Source organism: Spirosoma migulaei, from assembly GCF_054776855.1.
Map to the genome: position 1 here is coordinate 444,044 of NZ_BAAHBG010000027.1, position 21,461 is coordinate 465,504.

Genomic DNA, 21,461 nt, shown 5'->3' on the forward strand with positions numbered 1-21,461 from the left:
AACCAAAGAAGTTAGTTTGGCCAGGCACTAGTAAAAATAGTGTTTACTAATGCCTAAACTTCAGACATCAAACCTCACATGTTAAACACTACGGCACCAGCAAACGCTTACTGGCGATTTCGCTGTCGGTTTTTACCCGCACAATATACACACCTGTTGGTAATCCACTTACTGAAAGTGATACCCGTGTACTGGGGGAATCGGTATAAGCCGTTGTTCGTAACTGACGACCTGCTGTATCGTATAAATCTACACTGAATGACTGAAACCCCTTGAGCTGAACATCAACCGTAGGGTCAGTAGTGGCGGGGTTTGGATAAACCGTCAGGGTCAGGTTTTCTGTTTCGGGTAAGGGCGACTCAACCGATTTGATCAATCGGGCCCGTCGTGGACTCAGTGCCAGTACCGACCGCATCCGGGCGACCTGACCTGCCGTAAACAGATTCATGCAGGCATCTGGCCAGTAATTCATGTAGTCTTCCATCAAATCACGAACCTGTCCCTTCCCATCACAATTGGAATAGGTTTGCTTACAGGTCTGCTGAGCGGTTGATCCGTCAGCCATGGGGGGTGTATCGGCTACATAATCCTCATTGCATCCACTCCCATCTCCCCACGGATGGATCAATCCCAGCCAGTGACCGATTTCGTGCGTAACCGTTCGGCCCAGTAGGTACAATGACCGACTAACCGTACCTGTTTGCCGGCCAAACGTCCGGTGATCGATAATCGAGCCATCGGTGAGGTCATTCGCCGTTGTAGGCAACCCCTTCAGCGTGTCAGCCATTGTTGGAAACTGCGTGTATCCCAAATAATCATCCTGAAGGGTTGTCACCCAGATGTTCAGATACCGATCGCTGGGCCAGTAGGCAATTTGCGACAATAGCGAATCGTCGTTAAAAATATTGAACGATGCTTTTTGAGGGTAGTAATGTCGTGTAATACCCGTAGTTGGTTGCCCGTACGGGTCTTTGGTAGCCAGGAAAAACTCTATGCCTGCATCGGCCCCAATGGGGCTGGTGTTGTAGCCCTTAGTGCCTGCCTTACGTCGGTAGTCCTCGTTTAATACGGCAATCTGGGAGGCTATTTGTGCCTCAGAAATATTTCCATTGTTAGCTCCCCCAATGGCTAATGAGGCTGTGTTATGAACCACGTGCACAACAATCGGAATACGGTAAATCGTGTTGTCTGCTTGTTGACGAAGTGATTTTTGCTTCGCCAGTGCCTGCTCAACCCGATCGTTCAGCTCTGTCAGTTGCCGAAATCGGTTGGGGTCCCGTTGCTGTAAGATTCGTTCATGTTCGACCGTTGCGCATCGGTTAACGATCGGTTCCTGAAGGGACTGCGCCCCCACCCCAGATGTCAGTAAACAGAAAAGCGAACCGGCCAGCCAATGCCAGCCGGTTCGCCTGTTACTCATCAGGCTGTTATTGCCCTGCTTTATCATACGCTGTTATAATTTCACGAACGAGCCGGTGCCGTACCACATCACGTCCGTCCAGCTCAACGAACGAAATTCCTTTGATGTTTTTCAAAATCTCCACCGACTCAATCAAACCGGACTTTTGCCGGTTGGGTAAATCAATCTGCGACCGATCGCCCGTAATGATTGCCTTTGAGGTTGGCCCCATCCGGGTCAGAAACATTTTCATCTGCATCGGCGTCGTGTTTTGCGCTTCGTCGAGCAGAATAAAGGCATTGTTCAGGGTCCGTCCCCGCATATACGCCAGTGGTGCTATCTCAATGATCCGATTTTCGGTATAAAACTTAAGCTTTTCAGCCGGAATCATATCGTCGAGCGCATCATAAATTGGCCTTAGGTAGGGGTCAATTTTTTCTTTCAGATCACCTGGTAAAAAACCCAGGTTCTCCCCTGCTTCAACCGCCGGACGCGTAATTATAATTTTCTTGACTTCTTTGTTTTTTAACGCCCGTACCGCAATGGCAACCGCTGTGTAGGTTTTACCCGTACCCGCTGGCCCAATGGCAAACACCAGATCATGTGTTTCGGCAGCCTCAACAAGCCGTTTCTGATTATCGGTTCTGGCCCGAACCACAACGCCCCGATTACCATAAACCAGTACTTCATCATCATTGGGTATAACGGGTGGAGCTGTGCTACCACCATTAACGGGCTGCCCACTATGGCTGATGTAATTCTGGATATTTTCCTGGGTTATTTTACCATACTTCTGATAGTGTTCCATCAGCGATTCCAGAATGTCGCTGATGCGGCTAATCTCGGGTGTTGTCCCTTTGATTCGGATTTCGTTGCCGCGTGAAATAATTTTGCTCATGGGAAACGCAGCTGCCACTTCTTTAATATTGTGGTTTTCTACGCCCAGAAAGTCGATGAGCGATACATTGTCGAGGGTAATGACTTTTTCGACCAAACGATGAATAGGTTTACGTGTGATTTCCGAAAAGTAAGCGATTTCTTTGCTTCTACAACACGTTTTACCAAAAAATTATTCGCTGCTCTTATTTTCCTGCCGGGTACTACTTTTTTGTACAAAACCCATATTTACTGGTTATAAATACTTATCTTGCTGACATACAGTTCGCTGCTTAGTTTCTGTATCATGTACGCAAATCCCGCCCACAACCGTTGCTTAAAAAAACGAAAATTTTTTTGGCGTTATAGCATCAACATTACCAGAATGTTACGAACGTTTTGGTACAGTCGAGGTCTATACGTTGGCTTAACCGAAGTTGCCTTTTGCGAGGATGATTGCGTAAACTTGCAGTAAGTCATGGAGAACAACGCCCGCCCAAATCAACACCTTCGTAAACCATCGGCTTTCGCCGGAGGTCGGCAACAAGCCGGAAATCATTGGCTCGACACGGGTCTCGGTAAGCTTCCACCGCAGGCATTAGATCTGGAAGAAGCAGTCCTGGGTGCGTTAATGATCGAAAAAGACGCCCTATCCTCGGTTGTCGACATTCTGAAGCCTGAGACGTTTTATAAAGAGGCCCACCAGCGCATTTATCAGGCTATTCTGACCCTGTTCGGCAACTCGGATCCAATCGACTTATTAACGGTTACGAATCAGCTTCGTAAAACTGGTGAGATTGAACTCATTGGTGGAGGTGGTTTTGTGGCCGAACTTACGTTCCGGGTTAACTCGGCGGCCAACATCGAGTACCATGCCCGTATCGTATCGGAGCAGGCCCTTAAACGGGCGCTGATTGCCATGTCATCGACGATTTTGCGCGATGCCTACGAGGATACTACTGACGTATTCGAACTCCTCGACCGCACCGAACAGTCGCTCTTCAAGATTTCGGAATCGAACATCAAGAAGAACTATGCGGACATGAGTACCATTGTTCGGATGGCGCTTAATGAACTCGAAACCAAAAAAAATCAGGAAGGCTTAACGGGTGTACCATCGGGTTTCACTAATCTCGACCGTGTTACATCGGGCTGGCAACCTACGGAACTGATCATTTTGGCAGCCAGGCCAGCGATGGGCAAGTGCCTGGGCAAAGGCACCAAAGTTGTCATGTTCGATGGCTCGCTTCGTAAAGTTGAAGATGTTCGTGAAGGCGACCTGCTGATGGGCGACGACTCAACGCCCCGGCGAGTGCTCTCTATTGCCCGTGGTCAGGAACGAATGTACTGGGTAAAACAGAATAAAGGCATCGATTATCGGGTAAATGAAAGTCATATCTTATCACTGAAACGGAGCCGAAACGAAGGCGGACATACAAAAGGAGATGTGCTTAACATCACGGTTCGTGATTACCTGACGAAATCCGATAAGTTTAAAACCAACTATAAAGGCTATAAAGTTGCGGTTGAGTTTCCTGAGCAAACCGTTCCACTCGATCCCTACTTTGTAGGGTTATGGCTCGGAGATGGGCATGCCTATAGCTCTCGTATTACAAATGTAGATAGCGAAGTTGTTGATTACCTGCAAACCTACGCCGATGATCTTGGCCTGAAAATGGTCACATATCAGCAACCCAACCGGACAGCTAATTATGCGATTACGTCTGGCCAGCGTGGAGGTGCCCAATATGGACAGCGTCCGGCCAGATTCAATATACAAGAACAATTACGTGGCCTCTCCATCATTGAAAACAAGCATATTCCGCATAGATACCTCATCAATTCGACAGAAAACAGATTAAAACTGCTGGCCGGACTTGTTGATAGCGATGGTCATTATCAGGAAGAATTCAATTGCTACGAGATTACCCAGAAGAATAAGGAACTGGCTGAGCAGTTAAAATATCTTTGCGATACCCTTGGTTTTCGCTGCTCATTAAAGGAAAAACAAGCTACGATTGCCAAGATTGGCTATGCGTCAACAGTCTATCGACTCCGCATCTTTGGTAACCTGGATTCAATTCCGGTACGTATTGAGCGCAAAAAAGCTCGTCCACTTAAAGCAAGGGCCGACTGGCGCGTAACCGGCATTCAGGTTGAGTACGATAAGGTTGATGACTACTACGGTTTCTCAATCGACGGTAATCGCTTGTTTCTACTTGAGGACATGACCGTGACGCATAACACGGCTTTCGTCGTTTCGGCCCTCCGAAACGCGGCTGTTGACCACGGAAAACCAGTTGCGATTTTCTCGCTGGAGATGTCGTCGGTACAGTTGGTGAATCGTCTGATCTCGGCCGAAGCGGAAATTGATTCGGAGAAAATCAGGAAGGGTACGCTGGCTCCGCATGAATGGACGCAGTTGCACCACAAGATTCAACGACTGACTGAGGCTCCCATTTTTATTGACGATACCCCTGCCCTATCCATTCTGGAACTACGGGCAAAATGCCGACGTCTTAAAGCGCAGCACGATATTCAGATGGTCGTGATTGACTATCTTCAGCTCATGTCCGGCGATTCATCGGGCCGAATGGGTGGTAACCGTGAGCAGGAAATTGCCTCCATTTCGCGGGCACTCAAGAATCTGGCGAAAGAACTGAACGTACCGGTTATTGCCCTTTCGCAGTTGAGCCGGGCCGTTGAAACCCGGGGAGGTGATAAGAAACCACAACTTTCCGACCTTCGTGAATCAGGATCTATTGAGCAGGATGCCGACATGGTTTGCTTCCTGTATCGTCCTGAATACTACAATATTACGCAGGACGAAAATGGCAACTCTACGGTGGGTATTGGGGAAGTAATTATCGCTAAAAACCGGAGTGGCTCCCTTGATACGGTCCAGCTTAAATTCATCGGTAAGTTCACCAAGTTCTGCGACCTTGATTCCTACTTCGAGCCGGTTCAGGCGCAGGGTTTTGCTCCTGATGTGAATGGGCTAAGCAGTTTTGAGGCTCCACCGTCGGCTGGAAGTGTTTTCAAAAGCAAAGCTAACACGATGACAAACTTCGGCAATGCCGATCCAAGTCAGGAAACTCCGTTTTAAGAATCTGAGTTTTTTTAACCACAGAGGCACAGAGAGCACAGAGTTTTAATGTACTTATATTTTTACAGGTAAAACGCTGTGCTCTCTGTGCCTCTGTGGTTAAACTATTTTTAGTTTGCTCATTTCAAGCTATTCATCATTTTCTCTTCTCACTTACCATCTCACAAACATGAAATTAATTGGTGTACTCGCCTGCCTGCTTATCTGTTTCAGTACCACTACCGAAGCCCAAAAATTGAGAGGCCTCGACAAAAGTCCGATGGACATGGCCTATTATCCGGACGATTTTGCCCATGATCGCAAGTTTGCCCCAGCTAAAGTCGGCGATAAGGTGTTTGCCCGCGTAACGTATAGCCGACCGGCTAAGAATGGACGAGAGGTATTTGGCAAACTAACCCCGTATGGGAAAGTGTGGCGGGTAGGCGCTAATGAAGCTACGGAGGTGAAGTTTTTTACGGACGCCACCGTTCAGGGTAAAAAGATCAAAGCAGGGGTCTATTCGCTTTACGCGATTCCTACTGAAACCGAATGGACGCTTATCTTCAACAGTGACTTAGATCAATGGGGCGCCTATAGTTATAAAGAAAATCTGGACGTGTTGCGCGTAACAGCCCCGGTTAAAAAATCAGACGAGCTGGTTGAAAACCTAACGATCCAGTTCAAAAAGGCGGGCGAAAACGTCAAGGAATCAATTATGATGATTGCCTGGGACAATACGCTGGTTGAAGTACCAGTTGCATTCTAGGGTATTAAACACATTGCTTTATTGAACACAGAGCCACGGAGAACATAGAGAATTATCAATTGTATCTCTGTGTTTTCTGTGGCTCTGTGTTCAATAACATTTATCAGAAGTTTGGCTTCAGCAGATATTTGTTGTAGAACTCGTCAATGACTTTGACAGCCTCCGTGGGCGTATCAACAATACTGATCAACTTCATATCTTCTGCATTAATATTATGTTGCTCTTCCAGCATGACATTGGTAATCCAGTCGATTAGCCCCTGCCAGTATGACTTCCCAACCAATACGATTGGAAAACGGGCAATTTTTCGGGTCTGAATCAGGGTCATTGCTTCGAACAACTCATCCAGTGTGCCCATGCCGCCAGGCATAACAACAAAGCCCTGCGCATATTTGACAAACATCACCTTCCGAACAAAAAAGAAGTCGAAGTTGATACTCTTATCGGGGTCGATATAAATATTGCTATGCTGTTCAAAGGGCAGTTTTATATTTAGTCCAACCGATTTTCCACCCTGTTCAAAGGCACCTTTGTTCCCAGCTTCCATTATGCCGGGACCACCGCCCGTAATAACACCATACCCATGCCGAACCAGTTTGGCCGCTATTTCTTCGGTCATTTTGTAGTATGGGTTGTCAGGCTTGGTACGGGCTGAACCGAAAATGGACACGCAGGGTCCAATCTTAGCTAATTTATCAAAGCCTTCGACAAACTCAGCCATCACCTTAAAGATGACCCAGGAGTCTGCGGTTTTTATCTCATTCCAGTCGTGATCCTGAAAGGCTTCTTTAATGCGTTGTTCGTCGGGTGTTAGCAGTAACTCGTCGCGCTTGGGTAAATCATTGGCAATTCGTTCGGTGCTCTGCGTTTCAGAGCGATGAACATTCTCTTTCGTTTCGTCCATTTATGTACTAAAAAAGGCAGTGGGCGCGAATCGTACTCACTTATTTTAAGATATACCAGTCTCCTAAACTAATTAAAAATTTCGTTGTCAGCCATGCCAACGAGATTTATTACTGAGAAGGAATCTATTAACAGCTTTGTCAACAAAATCGTTTCATGCATTTATGAATGCCCTTTAGCCTCCCAACTGCAATGACCTGGCACACAAAAGGGCTCGACTAGTCGAGCCCTTTTGTGTGTAACTATACCTTATAGCCGCTTACTTTCGTCTGCTTTCCAGGAAGTGCTCGATTCGGTCCATGGCAACGGTCAACTCATCGATTGTTGGCAGACAAACAATTCGGAAGTGATCATTTTGTTTGTAATTGAAGCCATTTCCAGACACAACGAGCACTTTTTGCTCAGTCAACAGATTCAGCACAAAATCATCATCATCGTCCAGGCGGAACTGGCTCAGATCAATTTTCGGAAAAATGTACAAAGCACCTCTAGGCTTTACGCAGCTAACGCCCGGAATGGCCGTCATCCGCTCATAAGCGAGCATCATCTGTTTGTATAAACGACCCGTTGGAACCACCAGATCATTGATACTCTGGTAGCCTCCCAAAGCCGTCTGAATGGCATATTGTGTAGGCACGTTCGCACACAACCGCATACTGGCTAACAGGGTCAGCCCTTCAATGTATGATTTGGCTCGTTTCCGAGCACCGCTCAGAATCATCCAACCGCCCCGAAAACCAGCCGCCCGGTAATTTTTCGACAATCCGCCCATGGTGATGCAGAGCGTATCATTAATCATCTTGGAGATTGGAAAATGGACAGCTCCATTGTATAGAATCCGGTCGTAAATCTCATCCGAAAAAACGATCAGTTTATGCCGCTCGGCAATACGGGCGATTCCTTCCAATACGGCTTTGTCGTACACAGCACCCGTTGGATTATTCGGGTTTATGACAACGATAGCCCGAGTGCGGGGTGTAATTTTTTGTTCCAGATCAACCAGATCGGGGTTCCAATCGGACGCTTCGTCGCAGACATAGTGAACAGGCTTGCCTCCACAAAACGCTACAGAAGCCGTCCAGAGTGGGTAATCGGGTGATGGAACCAGTACTTCATCCCCTTCATTGAGGAGCGCCTGCATGGAGAGCATAATCAACTCACTTACCCCGTTACCAATGTAAATATCGTTGATTTCGATACCTGGGAGACCAATATTCTGGGTATGGTGCATGACCGCCTTACGGGCCGCAAATAGCCCCCGCGAGTCGGAATAGCCCTGCGCATTGCGGATGTTCAGAATTATATCGTGGACGATTTCGTCGGGGGCGTCGAAACCGAAGGTGGCAGGATTGCCAATGTTCAGGCTGATGATTTTGTAACCCTGACTTTCGAGTTCAAGTGATTTCTCGTAAATAGGGCCCCGAATGTCATATTTCAGATGGGTAAGCCGATCGCTTTTAAGTATTTCCATACCAGGCACTTCTACTACTTCGTCTATGCACGCTAATTCCATGCCGCAAAAGTACGGAACTGTCTGAGAAGTTTAGGTATGTCGCTCGTATAGAAAAAATTGCGTGCTGCCGTGGAGTCGGTTACTACTAACCGACTCCACGGCAGCACGCAATTTCAGATAGAAACCGTTAGTTAGGCACGAATAACACGGCGTCGGCCACTACAACTCCGTCGGCCTCTTTCGTTGATACCTCAACATAGCTTTTCTGACCCGGCGTTAGCGTAAACGAACCGAGTGGCACCCACTCACCCGATGTCTGGCCTTCGACCCGGATATCAGCCTCACGGATAGTTACGTCTTTGCGTTGTTTACCATCCGAAACGGTAATGGTTGTTTTACCAGATGCTCCCATAAGCTTCGGAAAATAAATATAGATATTGTAGTCCCCTGCTTTTGTTACAGCAGGGCTAAACTGAACTGTTTTCACCTCTCCATCAGCAGCTTTCGCGGTAAAATAACTTGGCCCGTAAGCGCCTTTAGGGTTGTTGTCGCGAGTCCAGTCACCCGTACGGGTTGTATGGGCTGTATCATCGTTATCCACCAAAATTTCTGACGTACTGCCATCCGCCAAAGGGTTGGTTTTTAATTCCGCCTGGAGCTTCTTCACATCAATGGCCTGTACCGATGTTTTTCCATCAATGGCCATGCTCGCTGCCACCGCCGACGACTGGGCCAGTACCATAAATACGGGTTCCATACGGATAGATCCATACGCAATATGCGTGGCTGAGAGGCAAACCGGTACGAGCAGGTTTTTACATTCGTTTTCTTTCGGAATCAGGCATCGGTACGAGATCGGATATGGAGGGAAACCGCCTACCTGAACATCGCCCTCGTTTTTAACCATTTTTAGTCCGTTCTTCTCGATCACGATCCGCTGGCAATTGTGTGAATCCATTGTGTACGCAGCCATTCCCACACCGTCTGTCACTACGTTGCGCCCCTGACAGTTGGCCTGGGTCATCACATAGTAGCCAATCATACGCCGGGCTTCCCGCACATACATTTGGGTTGACCAGTTCCCGCTGTCTGTATATTCGTCTTTAGGGTAGCCTAGTTTGCGCATTTCAGCCTGAATATCAGGGCGCATCCGTGGATCATGGCCGATAAAATAGAGTAAGCCTTTGTTATACAATTCATGCTGCCGCTGAATGTCGGCCCTACGCTGGTAACTGCCTTCGGGAAAGTCATAATTCATGCCGATCATGTCGGTCGAAAACGGGCCATTATTATTGATATCCGTTTTCTGATTCGGCATCCAGTCAGGCTTCAGGATGGTGTTAAACGCCAGCTTGGGGTTTTTCTCTATAGCCCGCAACAACAATTCATAGTGGGTTGAATCGTAGCCTTCTGGCTTCGTGATCGGGATCATGTTGGCCGGATTGCTGGTCAAACAGATACGGAAATTATAGGTCTGAACCTGTTTATTTCCGCTACCGATGGGCTGCAAAGCCGCCGGACTAATACCCCAGCATAAACCGCTCTCGGGTTTGCCGGGAATTTTATAGGGGTCTACCCCATCGGCAAATTGATGCTTGTCGAGCAGTTGAACACCGTTGTAGGTTTCCCCGTACAGCTTGTTGTCTTCGCGGCCAACGGTATAGCTAACGCCCGCCTTGGCCATCAGGTCCCCTTCGTAGGTACAGTCGAGAAACATTTTAGCCTTGATCACCCGATTCCCTCCACTCCCCGACGAGGGCTCCAGGGTTATGCTTTGAATCGATCCGTTTTGCTTCGTTGCCGACACGAGTCGGTAGGCATACAGGACGTTAACATCTGCCCGTTTAACGTAATCTTTAAACAGATCTTCCGCAACATGGGGCTCAAAAATCCACTGTTCAAACTTACCGTAGTGTTTACCGATCCGCCGGTAGTAATCCCGGGCAATACCCGAAATGGCGTATTTATTTCCAATGTCTGTATAGCCCAGTCCGCCCGTAGTCAGGCCACCCAGGTGCCGTCCGGGCTCAATCAGGATCACAGATTTCCCCATTTTCTTCGCCGTATAAGCTGCAATAACTCCCGCCGATGAACCACCATACACACAGATATCAACGGTAACCGGGGAATTCTGGGCAACTACAGTTCTAGCTACTAATGGAATGCAGACAAAGAGAATTAGTAGTTTTTTCATACTTGATTTGAAAGGGTTTATTGAACACAGAGCCGCAGAGAACACAAAGATTTTTTCAATTGAACGGAGAAATTATACTTCCTCAATCAATTAGAATCGTATCCTTTGTGTTCTCTGCGGCTCTGTGTTCACTATCTTTTGCGATTACTAATAACCCGGATTCTGGGTCAACAAGGGGTTGACATCCCGTTCGGTTTGAGGAATTGGGAACAGATAATGATGTTCGTCAACGGCAATCGTTGGATTCTGCTCTTTCATGGCGCTGATCAACCGTTTGGTTCGCGCCAGATCATACCAGCGATGCCCTTCGAAGGCCAGTTCCAGCCGTCGTTCCAGCAATAAACTATCCCGAAACTGAGCCTGACTCAGGTTGGCAGTCAGATTTGGCAAACCCGCCCGGTTCCGAATCCGGTTGATAGTTGAATAGGCATCCGTATTATTCGGTGTTTGCTCGTTCAGTGCTTCGGCATACATGAGCAGAACATCGGCGTACCGAATGATGGGATAGTTATTGCCACCGTCGTTGTTACCGGTAGCACTAGGATCTAAGTACTTGTAAACGTAGCAGGGAAACAACACACTGGCAGGAGCCGCGGGTGTACTCGTTGCCGTATATAGCTTAAGCGTTACATTTCGGCGTTTATCATCAGCACGGTAGGCCTTATACAGATTGTCGGTAGCAGGATCATCTCCGAAACCAGCTACCCCATTCACCCGATCGAAGTTGGGCCGCATATACCCCTGCATCCAACTTCCTTCATTGAAGCCACCACTCAACGCCTGCATTTCAAAAACCCCTTCTTTACCATTTTTATTGGCGATCAGAAACGCATCCGCAAAATTCGCCCAAAGGTCGTATACACCCAGCGCAATCACTTCTTTGGCTTTAGCCGATGCATTGGCCCAGTCCTGGCGTGTCAGGTATACTTTGGTCAGAAAGGCTTTTGCAGCCCCCTTAGTTGCCCGTCCTCTGTCGGCAGTAGAATAGGTCGTTGGCAAAACGGTTTCGGCTTCCGTAAAGTCCTGAATGATCAGTTTGTACACGTCATCCACAGATGCCCTGGCTACAGTCAGATTATTCAACGATGTCGTTTCGGCTGTTATCAATGGCACGCCCCCAAACAATCGAACCAGTGTGAAGTAATAGAACCCACGCATGAACTTAGCCTCAGCTATATAGCGCGCTTTCAGATCGTTGTCCATGGCTATGCCCGGTACAAGCGCAATGACCGTATTGGCCCGATTAATGGCTGAGTAAACCGTTGACCAGAGCGACTGAAACGTAGAGGTAGCCGGTGTAAACGTATATTTATCGAGATCGTTCTTGGGCTGATTAGCCGTCGAGCGACCGTTACCCCATTCGGCATCGTCGGTAGCCTGGTCCTGCAAAATCCACATCACCTGCCCATACATATTGGCGTTGTTCAGGGGATCATAGATTGCACTTACAGCCGCTTTGGCATCATCGGCATTCTTGTAAAAATTAGCGGGTGTAAAACTCGATTCTGGTGTTTGATTCAACACCTCACAGGAGGTCATGGCGCTAATCAGGCAAAGGAGGAATACTATCTTTTTCATTGTCCAATTATGAATAATGTAAAATGGATAATGAACAATTTATAATGTAAAAATCACAAATAACCCGGTAATTGATCATTGTACATTTTGCATTACACATTGTCCATTTGTTTAAAAACCCACGTTCAGGCCAAATAGAAGCGTTTTAGCTGCGGGGTAGCTGGCGTAATCGAATCCCTGACTCCGGCTATCCTGACCAAACCGGTTCACTTCCGGGTCGTAGCCCGAATAGCTGGTCCAGGTCAGGAAGTTTTGTGCCGTTGCATACACCCGAACCGATTGGATTTTCAGGCTTTTGAGAACCGACGCGGGCAGATTGTAGGCCAACTGAATGTTCTTCAGGCGGAGATACGACCCATCCTCAATCTGCCGGGTTGACACGCGGTTGGCAGGGCGGGTGGTAGACGCTCGTGGGATGTCCGTATTGGTATTGGTGGGCGTCCAGCGATTTAACACATCCCGGTCCTGGTTTGTAGTGGCGTTCAGGTATTCCAGTTCATAGCGGTTTGCATTCAGGATATTGTTTCCGTATACGCCCTGAAAAAAGGCGGTCAACTCGACTCCTTTGTACGAAAATGTATTGCTGATACCGCCAATGAATTTGGGTTGCGCCCGACCAATGATCGTCCGATCGTTATCGTCTATTTTCTTATCGCCGTTCAGGTCTAGGTATTTACGATCGCCGGGCTTTTTGGCCTGTGGATCAGCAAGCGCGGTAAGTTCATCGGTCGTTTGATAGAGCCCGTTCGTCACGTAGCCAAAGAATGACCCCAATGGCTCCCCTACCCGAATGATACCGGAGTTAAGGTTCTGGCCGATGTTGGCTACGTTGCCGGCAAAAATCTGTGGTGCACCGCCAATATCCAGCACTTTATTGCGGTTGAGGGCAAAATTCACATCCGTTGTCCATTTGAATGCGCCATCAATGTTACGCGACGAAATACTCAGTTCAACCCCTTTATTCTCCACCTTACCCAGGTTTTTAATGGCGCTTGAATACCCTGATGTGCTCGGCAGGGTCACATTCAGGAGCAGGTCTTTCGTACGTTTCAGGTATACATCGGCGGTCAGTGTGATACGGTTATTGAGGAATCCCACATCCACACCCATGTCGGCCTGGGTTGTTGTTTCCCACGATAAATCCGGGTTCGCAATCTGGTTTGGTCCCAGCCCAGTTGACACGGTATTACCAAAAACGTAATTCTGAGTTCCCAGCAGCGAATAGGCCGGGTAGTTGCCAATACCATCCTGGTTACCCGTCGATCCATACGTAGCCCGAAGTTTCAGGTCGTTGATAACGCGGTTGTTCTTTAAAAACGCTTCTTCCGAAACCCGCCAGGCCAGGGCCGCCGATGGGAAATAGCCATTCTGTTTGTTGGACCCAAAGCGAGAGGAACCATCCGCCCGGAACGAGGCTGTCAGCAAATATTTATCCTTGTAGCCGTAATTAATGCGGGCCAGGTACGATTGAAGCCCCCAGGTGCCAATACCCGATTCGGGAATGAGCGGTACCGAACCAGACGCCAGGTTACCTGATCCCAGGTTATCGTTCACGAAATTACGAGACTGCGCCCGGCTACTTTCCGTCCGGTTGGCCTGCTGCGTATAGCCCAGTAAGGCACTTATGTTATGGACCGTATTGAAGGTTCGCGTATAGGTCAACAGGTTCTCATTCAGCCAGGTCGTTGCCTGGGAATTATAGATCGACGCGGCTCCGCCCTGCGCCAACCCACTTGATACCGAGCGAGGTAGGTAAGAATCCTGTTTTTGCAGTATCGCATCTATGCCCAGCGACACCCGCAAGTTCAAGCCATCAATGATCTGATAATCGCCGAAGACACTGCCAAAAATACGATAAGCCGTTGTGCGGTTTTTATTATCACGGGCTAGTGCAACGGGGTTGTCGGCCGTGAAGGTGAGCGCCGGATCGGTTAGCAGATAGGTGCCGTCCGGATTCCGTACCGGCAATATCGAGGGAAATTGTAAAGCCGCCATCGTTACCAGACCTGCACTCCCTAAATCCCCATCCGAACGGGCCTGATTCGTAACGGTCCGGTTGACGGTCAGGCTATTCCCAATTTTAATTTTATTGGTCAGCTTCCGATCCAGATTGATCCGGAACGAGTACCGGTCAAAATCGGAATTGACAATAATGCCGTTCTGTTTGAAATACCCCCCCCCAATGGAATATTGGGTTTTTTCATCGCCCCCACTCATCGACAATTGGTAGTTGGCAATGGGTGCCTGCCGAAAAATCTCATCCTGCCAGTCGGTGCCAACGCCAAATGCATCGACCTGTGCCTGGGTATATACCGCCGGACGGCCCTCGTTTGTATTGGCATCGTTCACAAACTGAGCGTACTCCCGTGCGTTAAGCACTGGGTATTTCCGGCGTACCTGCTGAACACCGTAGTAGGTTTCGAAATTGATGGTCGATTTGCCCGCCTTCCCGCGTTTGGTTGTAATGATTACCACACCGTTGGCACCTCTTGACCCATAAATGGCCGTAGACGACGCATCTTTCAGGACCGAAATAGACTCAATATCACTTGGATTGAGGGTACTCAGGACGTTAAAATTTGACCCACTGTTGGCGCCATCATTTTTAAACGGGATGCCATCAATCACATACAAGGGTTCGTTATCTCCCTGAATGGAATTACCACCCCGAATCCGGATGCTTGTTGTACCCCCCGGAGCCCCCGAGTTCTGGGTAATCTGTACCCCGGCAGCCCGGCCCTGTAGTGCCTGATCGAGCGAAGTAACGGCTACTTTACGGATCTCCTCCACAGGCACTGTAGCAACTGAACCCGTCAGGTCACTCTTTTTCACCTGTCCATAGCCTACCACAACCACCTCATTCAGCGATTTGGTGTCGGGCAGGAGTTGAATATCAAGAGTCGATTGGTTGCGGATAACTTTCTCCTGGCTGGTATAGCCTACGAAGCTAAACACCAGTGTTATGCCTGAGCCGTCGATACGGTCGTTTGGTATAGTGAGCTGATAGCGCCCTTGTGCATCGGTTGTTGTCCCCCTCGGCGAGCCTTTCACTACCACGCTCACACCCGGCAGTGCCTCTCCGGTTTCGCCCGTTACGCGTCCTGATACCCGGATATCCGTTGGCACCTGCTCTGTCAACTGGGCGGCCGACAGATTAGTCAAACCGGATAACTGAACGGGGCCAGCCGTTGTTTGAGGTGGTAAGTCGGGCAGGCTAATGATGGCCCTATCGCTGTTTTTAGGCGCTAAAATCAAATAGGCTCCCGAACGCAGCTTCTTGAATTTCAACCCATTGGGCTTAAGTAATGCGTTTAGATTCGTTTCCAGGCGGGCATTCAAATCAAGCGGTTCAAGCGGACTTAGGTGGCGCGCTACTACGGATTCTTCAAATAAAATATCGACGCCGTAATGTTCTTTCAGTTGTAACAGGGTCTGTTTGAGCGGCTGATTTGCCATACTAAGACTTTTGGTCTTGCCCGGCTGCGTAGTAAGCGCTTGTTGAGTTGTTCGGGCAAAAGCCAGGGTTTGCGCTACGGTATGTCCGTAACCGACGCTGAGTAACCAACCGGTTATCAGTGTGAGTGGTACTGATTTTCTCATTGAGTGAGTTGGGGTTCGGAAGCAGTTGAAAAAATAAGGTTCTGGCCACGATGGCTAACTCGAAGGCCAAGGAGTTCGGCCAGGGCATCTGCCAGTTCATCGGAAGAGCCTGCGCGAATAGTACCGGTCAGGGTCCGTCGGGCCAGGGCTGGGTCGGTGAGTTGAACGTTAACGCCAAATACATACTGAATTTGGCTGGCGACTTCCCGCAGGGGCGTATTGTTGAAACTAAACAACCGATACCGCCATTGGGCAAACTGAGTCGTGTCGAGTTGGGTCTGGAGTCGTAAAGACCCTCGTCCATCGAGCGTGACCCGATCGCCGGGCTTCATGAGCAAGTCCTGAACAGGTTGATTATCGGTGGCATAATGCAGGTTAACACGACCTCGCTTGAGTACCACTTCGGCACGCTCAACTCCACTCCGAACGGAGAATTCGGTGCCCAGTACTTCCACATCCAGTCCATCCATAGCCTGAACAACAAATGTCTGATTACTAGGCAAATGCTGTACATCAAACACGGCATCTCCCGTTAAGGCAACGCGTCGGGAAAGCCAGCCATACCCAACACGGGGTACCCGCAACGTTGAGCGGCTATTCAGCGATACCAGCGAGCCGTCGGGCAATTTGAGCGACCGAAGCTGGTGTGGGCCGGTCGCCACGGTATAATACAGGACTGAGTCCCGGAAAAACCAGCCGCTGGTGAGGAAAGCCAGTGCAACCGTAGCGGCCACGAGCCAACGACCCCTATACCAGTTCCGGTCTGGCTTAGTCAACAGCAGTCGTTGTGATTGTAAGGGGAGGTCCGTTGGTGTGTCGAGTCGCTGACGGAAGCGGTCCAGATTCATCGTGACATCAGGCGTATATTGGGGGAAGCTTCGTTCCCATTCATCGAGCCATTGAAAATAAATTTCGCGGCTACCGGGTTGACTGAGCCACTCGCCAATCACTTTCTGCTGAACGGACGTAGCCCGTCCAGCAAAGTAGCTAAATACCAGTTCTTTAGGTGGTTCCATAAAATGGTGGATTTATCGTTGAGTTTTAGGAAAAGGCCATGACTACCAATAGGCCCCAGCTAATCAGCTTTTGTTGCCGGAGGAGTTGCCGAACCGTAGAAGTAGCCTTTAGCAGATGATTCTCCACTGTTTTAGGGGCCAGCCCCATTTCCAGGGCAATCTCTTTATACGATTTACCTTCAAACCGGCTGAGTAAAAACACGCGTTGTCGTTGGGTAGGCAACTGCTGAACCGCCAGTTCCAAGGCCCTGTAGAGTTCATCCTGTTGCAGAAGCCGGTCGGGTTGGGTAGTTTCCAGATCAGGCCGGTCAAGGTCATCCGGCAACGTTTCCTGCCGACTCAATTCCCAGCGCAGGCTGTTGTAGGACCGATTCCGAACCGCCTGATAGAGATACGCCCGATACGAGCCGGTGATTTGTTTGTACAGTTCCCTGGTATAAAAGGTGTAAAATAGATCGGCTACCAGGTCCTCTGCCGCCTGCCGGTTGTAAACAAACCGAATGGCATGGCTGCATAAGGGCGCAAAATACTGACGAAAGAGCAGCTCACACCCTACTCGTGGGTCTGTGGCAAACGCATTTCGGATAAACAGTTCACCATCCGGCGACATAGGTATAGGAGCGTCGGTATCACTACGAGGCAACGGGGTTGGCCCAACGGGTGTTGGATCGGTATGAGGGCGAAAAGAAATCACGTTAGCGGGCATCGAGTAGAAGGGTCTGGTATGACTAAGACAAGTTCGCCCGAAAAATCCCCCAATCCATTTTTATTTTTTATTTATAAAATGCAATAGCCCGCTGATTTTTTATAATGGTTATGATCAGGTTATGGTTTTCAAAACAGTAACTGGCCAATTAATTTCATCTCATTTTTAAAATCATAAATCAATCATAATCATCATAAAAATCCGCGTTCTATCATCATCAGGTAGGTAACCAACGTCCGTGAATGCCTTTTCAAGTAAATCAAATGACCAGCCTACCTAATCTCCATTCTCTTAGTATGATTTCCCAGTCTACGTTCCGAAACGCTAGTATCGTTTTAAGCTTTTTAGTTCTGTGTAGTTCAGGCGCATCAGCCCAATCGAAAACGCCCCAGAAAACCTACATGTACCTGATTTATCACAAACTGAATCCGGGCCTTACCATTCAGGATGCGTTACCTGTTGAACGGGAATGGAAAAAAGTAAATCAGGCCGCTGTTGATGAGGGTAAACTCGAGGGCTGGTACATGACTGTTAAGCAGTTTACATCGAACCCGAACCAGACCGAATACGACTATGTAACCCGAATTGTAACCCATGAGATGGCCATAAAAGGCGCATCGCCGGAAGCAATGGCCCGAATTTATGGCGATAGCGTCCAGCAGAAAATGGCGGATCTGCAACGGCGTGACCGCAACACGGCTCCCGTCGTTAAAATAGAAATCTGGGAAATCAATGACGGTACGTACGCACCAAAATTCGCGCCTGACGGTACGCAACTGATGGTGATCGACCGGATTCGTCGTCGGAATCCAGGTGCTGACTATGAGGGTACCGTTGGTCAATTAAAGCGACTCAGCGAAGAACGCATTAAACGAAACAACCTGCTCGGCTGGGATTTTTCGTCATTAATTATCCCCAATGGCAGCGAAAAAGGCTACGAATTCAGTATTGCCCAGTATGTAAGCAACCTTGGAGCCGTAGCGAATCCGGTATTAGCCGATACACCGAATCCGGTTATGCCAGCCCCGGCGTATAAGCAACTGCGTAACCAGACAGCCCAGGTATTTGACTTTGTACGGCAGGAAGTTTACCGATTTATGGAGTATACCACCAAGCCCGCCAACTAACAATTGACGGCGAAAATAGAGTTAACTGGGAGAAGAAATGGTTATGAAGGATATACATAAACCCGTTCTATCTAACGTAACGTATGGACGCTAAAAATGGAAATTTGCATGGAAATGTGCCTGATTCATCACCTGTAGCTCTGTTGATCATCGACATGATCAACGATCTGGAGTTTCCTGGAGGTGATACTCTTTTAGAACCAGCCTGCCGTGTGGCCGAAACCATTGCTGCCCTAAAACAACGAGCCAAATCCAGCAATATACCTGTCATTTACACCAACGATAATTTTGGTCGATGGCGGTCGAACTTCAATGAAGTTGTTGACCATGTGCTAACCGATCACGTTCGGGGACAGTATCTGGCCGTAGTACTCAAACCTGAACATGACGATTATTTTGTGCTTAAACCCAAGAACTCTGCCTTTTACGAGACGTCGCTGGACGTGTTGCTAACCTATCTGAAAGTAAAGCATCTAATCTTGACGGGTATCAGTACCGACTCCTGCGTACTTTTTTCGGCCAATGATGCCTTTATGCGAGATTTAACACTCAGCGTACCCTCCGACTGTGTGGCCGCTATCAAAGCAACTCATTCCTACGATGCCCTTGCATATATGAAGCGCGTTCTTCAGGCCGATACATCACCCTCTACTCAACTTGACCTGACAGGGCTGGCAAAAAATGTATCTACGGATACAGAATCGGTGATTTTGCGGTAACTAGTTCACAGAAGGAAGTAGGTCAACTGAGCTCCAGGATGCCAGTACCATCAGATTCTGGCCGAATTATTGATAGTGAGGTAATGATACCTTACCTCACTATCACTGATTCGTTACCTAACCAATGCGCTTCTCAGCTCTGTTACTTGGCTTTTTTCTTTGGCACTCTACTTCGTTCGCTCAGCGCGTGCACATGCCGGATCTGTTTCAATGCCTGAGTACATCTGCCGATAAGTTTGACGCCTGTATGTTTCGGGAGGGATTTGTTTGTTACAAAAGTTCGGGGGGATTAAACGGCTGGACCTGTTTGTTCGCCTACCAGCCAACGCCGTACATTCAGGATCCATCTCAGTCGCTGGCGCTCATTCAGTATGATCGCAATAGCCGGTCGGATATTCTGACGTATCAGGTTCAATCAAAAGAACAGTATGAAACATTACGGGCCGAATTAATTAAACTTGGCTACCAGATTGACCCTGTTACAACCGATCGTCAGTTATTTACGTCGGCAAAGGCAGCCAACACCATCGTTACCTGCCAGCCCGTCTGGAGTGGCAATGGCATGTCGGGCAATTATACAGGTTATCTGTTCACTTTGACCCATCGCCGGTATTAGTTACGAGTTAATTGAATAAAATAGAAAGCTTCGAGTAGAGAAATGTGCATTCAAGCTTAAAGGCAATAATGGTGTTCTTGTTTCGCAATTTCATTTTACTCATTCTCATAAAAATGGACCTACTAGAAATACTTGCAAAGTGGCTTTTTTGGCTTTTTGATGGTTTTGGCCTAAACCTTATTCTCAAAAAAATTGCTAAAGCTTTCGATAAAGAGAGTAGAGACAATACCAAATCAGACAGTAATCTACTTGCTTCTCCTAAGTTCCCACAGGTATAACGTACCGTTTAATCTTATTCCTGTATCCTTTTACTGCTACGTCGTACTGTCAGTTTTAAGAAACTGACATCGCAATAAGAACATGGTTCAATCGCTATGCGGCCCAAAACTGCATACGCTGGGTTCTATTTCTTTAACTATTAAATCGCTACGCGTTCATAAAGATCTGTTTATCTGTAGGGGAACATAAACACAGAAAACGATTTTTACTGCAACGGCTTCACGGTGTATCCTTTTTTACGCAGCAGATTCACAACTCCTTTTTCGTTACCCAGGTGCCCGGCCCCAAAGGCAAAAAAAGTGGGTTTTTCTTTCGCAGCTTTCTCAATAACTGGAATCCAGTTGCTATTCCGCTCGCCGAGTAGACTCTCTTCAAACTGCGAAAAATCCCCCCCGCTGAATTTGCTGGTTTTCATGGACCCCATCAGCTTGCCAAGGTCATGGGCTTTGTATGTGTCGATCAATTCAGCAAACTCCTTCTTCGCTTCATCGGGATTCTTCGCCATATCAACCAACCCTTTTAGCTGTTCTGTGAGCGGGATTTTATCTAAAGCAGCCATTTCAGCTTCAATGGTTTCAAGGCCAAAAACTTCCTTTTTATCAGCGGCTGCCATTTGTGCAAAGGTCATATCGTAGGACGCAGGTTGACAAGGCAGCATGGTCATGTACATCATCGACATTATCCCAATGGGTTTGAACATGCCCATTTGCGCCAGTCCCATACCCATTTTCTGCTTGAGGTAATTGTCTAATACGGTGTAATCGTCGGCAGACAGTAGTTCTTTAACCGACTTGCCGCCCGACATCATCACTGCCTTCTGCATACTTGCCATCATGGCAGGATCATCCATATCCAGTTCCAGATACACCTGCTGGGCATCGCCAACTGCTTTTTTAATCTCGTCGGTTATTTGGAGATCGTTGGGGCATATGAGATGGAAGGTACCGTAAAGGTATGATGGCTTCGTTAATCCAGGGCCTGTTACTTCATACAGTAATGCTTTGTCCTGGGCCTGAACTTGTGTAGTCAACGTACTCGTTGCGAGTAGGCCCGCCATGGCAATTTTAGATGCTATATTTTTTTTCATGTTCGTTATCGTATGGCACGCAGATTTTTAGGATCATTATGAGTTAAAAATACGCCT

15 protein-coding genes are annotated in these 21,461 nt (G+C 48.1%); 5 read left to right on the top strand and 10 right to left on the bottom strand.

Annotated features, from left to right (window positions below; translation table 11 throughout):
• Window positions 1-88 precede the first annotated feature (88 nt).
• Both ACYVGO_RS26745 and ACYVGO_RS26750 read right to left on the bottom strand, forming a co-directional pair.
• Window positions 89-1,447 (bottom strand): M43 family zinc metalloprotease, encoded by a 1,359-nt coding sequence (locus tag ACYVGO_RS26745; protein WP_460971896.1) that lies wholly within the window; start codon window positions 1,445-1,447, stop codon window positions 89-91.
• Window positions 1,428-2,393 (bottom strand): PhoH family protein, encoded by a 966-nt coding sequence (locus ACYVGO_RS26750; protein ID WP_142772868.1) that lies wholly within the window; start codon window positions 2,391-2,393, stop codon window positions 1,428-1,430. Before ACYVGO_RS26750 ends, ACYVGO_RS26745 begins: the two co-directional genes overlap by 20 nt.
• A gap of 360 nt (window positions 2,394-2,753) precedes the next feature.
• Between ACYVGO_RS26750 and dnaB the strand changes: the two genes are divergently transcribed.
• Window positions 2,754-5,381, top strand: coding sequence for a replicative DNA helicase (gene dnaB / locus ACYVGO_RS26755; protein WP_142772867.1), 2,628 nt, complete (start codon window positions 2,754-2,756; stop codon window positions 5,379-5,381).
• Window positions 5,382-5,550: 169 nt separating this feature from the next.
• The gene (locus ACYVGO_RS26760; protein WP_460971897.1) at window positions 5,551-6,126 is read left to right on the top strand and encodes a DUF2911 domain-containing protein; all 576 of its coding nucleotides are present in this window, start codon (window positions 5,551-5,553) and stop codon (window positions 6,124-6,126) included.
• A gap of 103 nt (window positions 6,127-6,229) precedes the next feature.
• On the opposite strand, the gene ACYVGO_RS26765 is transcribed toward ACYVGO_RS26760, so the two are convergent.
• From ACYVGO_RS26765 to ACYVGO_RS26795, 7 genes are all read right to left on the bottom strand, one after another.
• Window positions 6,230-7,030 (bottom strand): LOG family protein, encoded by an 801-nt coding sequence (locus ACYVGO_RS26765; RefSeq protein ID WP_142772865.1) that lies wholly within the window; start codon window positions 7,028-7,030, stop codon window positions 6,230-6,232.
• Between the two features lie 258 nt (window positions 7,031-7,288).
• Window positions 7,289-8,500, bottom strand: a complete 1,212-nt coding sequence (locus ACYVGO_RS26770; RefSeq protein ID WP_460971898.1) for a pyridoxal phosphate-dependent aminotransferase — start codon at window positions 8,498-8,500, stop codon at window positions 7,289-7,291.
• Between the two features lie 169 nt (window positions 8,501-8,669).
• On the bottom strand, window positions 8,670-10,676 hold the full coding sequence (locus ACYVGO_RS26775; RefSeq protein WP_460971899.1) for an FAD-dependent oxidoreductase: 2,007 nt from the start codon (window positions 10,674-10,676) through the stop codon (window positions 8,670-8,672).
• A 147-nt stretch (window positions 10,677-10,823) separates the two neighbouring features.
• On the bottom strand, window positions 10,824-12,254 hold the full coding sequence (locus ACYVGO_RS26780; RefSeq protein WP_460971900.1) for a RagB/SusD family nutrient uptake outer membrane protein: 1,431 nt from the start codon (window positions 12,252-12,254) through the stop codon (window positions 10,824-10,826).
• 111 nt (window positions 12,255-12,365) lie between these two features.
• Window positions 12,366-15,854, bottom strand: a complete 3,489-nt coding sequence (locus ACYVGO_RS26785) for a SusC/RagA family TonB-linked outer membrane protein (RefSeq protein WP_460971901.1) — start codon at window positions 15,852-15,854, stop codon at window positions 12,366-12,368.
• The gene (locus ACYVGO_RS26790) at window positions 15,851-16,870 is read right to left on the bottom strand and encodes a FecR family protein (RefSeq protein WP_460971902.1); all 1,020 of its coding nucleotides are present in this window, start codon (window positions 16,868-16,870) and stop codon (window positions 15,851-15,853) included. The genes ACYVGO_RS26785 and ACYVGO_RS26790 overlap by 4 nt, the downstream gene beginning before the upstream one ends.
• Before the next feature lie 25 nt (window positions 16,871-16,895).
• Window positions 16,896-17,576, bottom strand: coding sequence for a sigma-70 family RNA polymerase sigma factor (locus tag ACYVGO_RS26795; protein ID WP_246859565.1), 681 nt, complete (start codon window positions 17,574-17,576; stop codon window positions 16,896-16,898).
• A gap of 296 nt (window positions 17,577-17,872) precedes the next feature.
• Between ACYVGO_RS26795 and ACYVGO_RS26800 the strand changes: the two genes are divergently transcribed.
• From ACYVGO_RS26800 to ACYVGO_RS26810, 3 genes are all read left to right on the top strand, one after another.
• Window positions 17,873-18,703 (top strand): hypothetical protein, encoded by an 831-nt coding sequence (locus tag ACYVGO_RS26800; protein WP_460971903.1) that lies wholly within the window; start codon window positions 17,873-17,875, stop codon window positions 18,701-18,703.
• Window positions 18,704-18,786: 83 nt separating this feature from the next.
• Window positions 18,787-19,422: a cysteine hydrolase family protein gene (locus tag ACYVGO_RS26805; RefSeq protein WP_460971904.1), complete on the top strand. Its 636-nt coding sequence runs from the start codon at window positions 18,787-18,789 to the stop codon at window positions 19,420-19,422.
• Window positions 19,423-19,546: 124 nt separating this feature from the next.
• Window positions 19,547-20,038: a hypothetical protein gene (locus ACYVGO_RS26810; protein WP_142772858.1), complete on the top strand. Its 492-nt coding sequence runs from the start codon at window positions 19,547-19,549 to the stop codon at window positions 20,036-20,038.
• A 484-nt stretch (window positions 20,039-20,522) separates the two neighbouring features.
• On the opposite strand, the gene ACYVGO_RS26815 is transcribed toward ACYVGO_RS26810, so the two are convergent.
• Entirely contained in the window at window positions 20,523-21,404 is an 882-nt protein-coding gene (locus tag ACYVGO_RS26815; protein ID WP_460971905.1) for a TraB/GumN family protein, read from the bottom strand.
• Window positions 21,405-21,461: the final 57 nt, after the last annotated feature.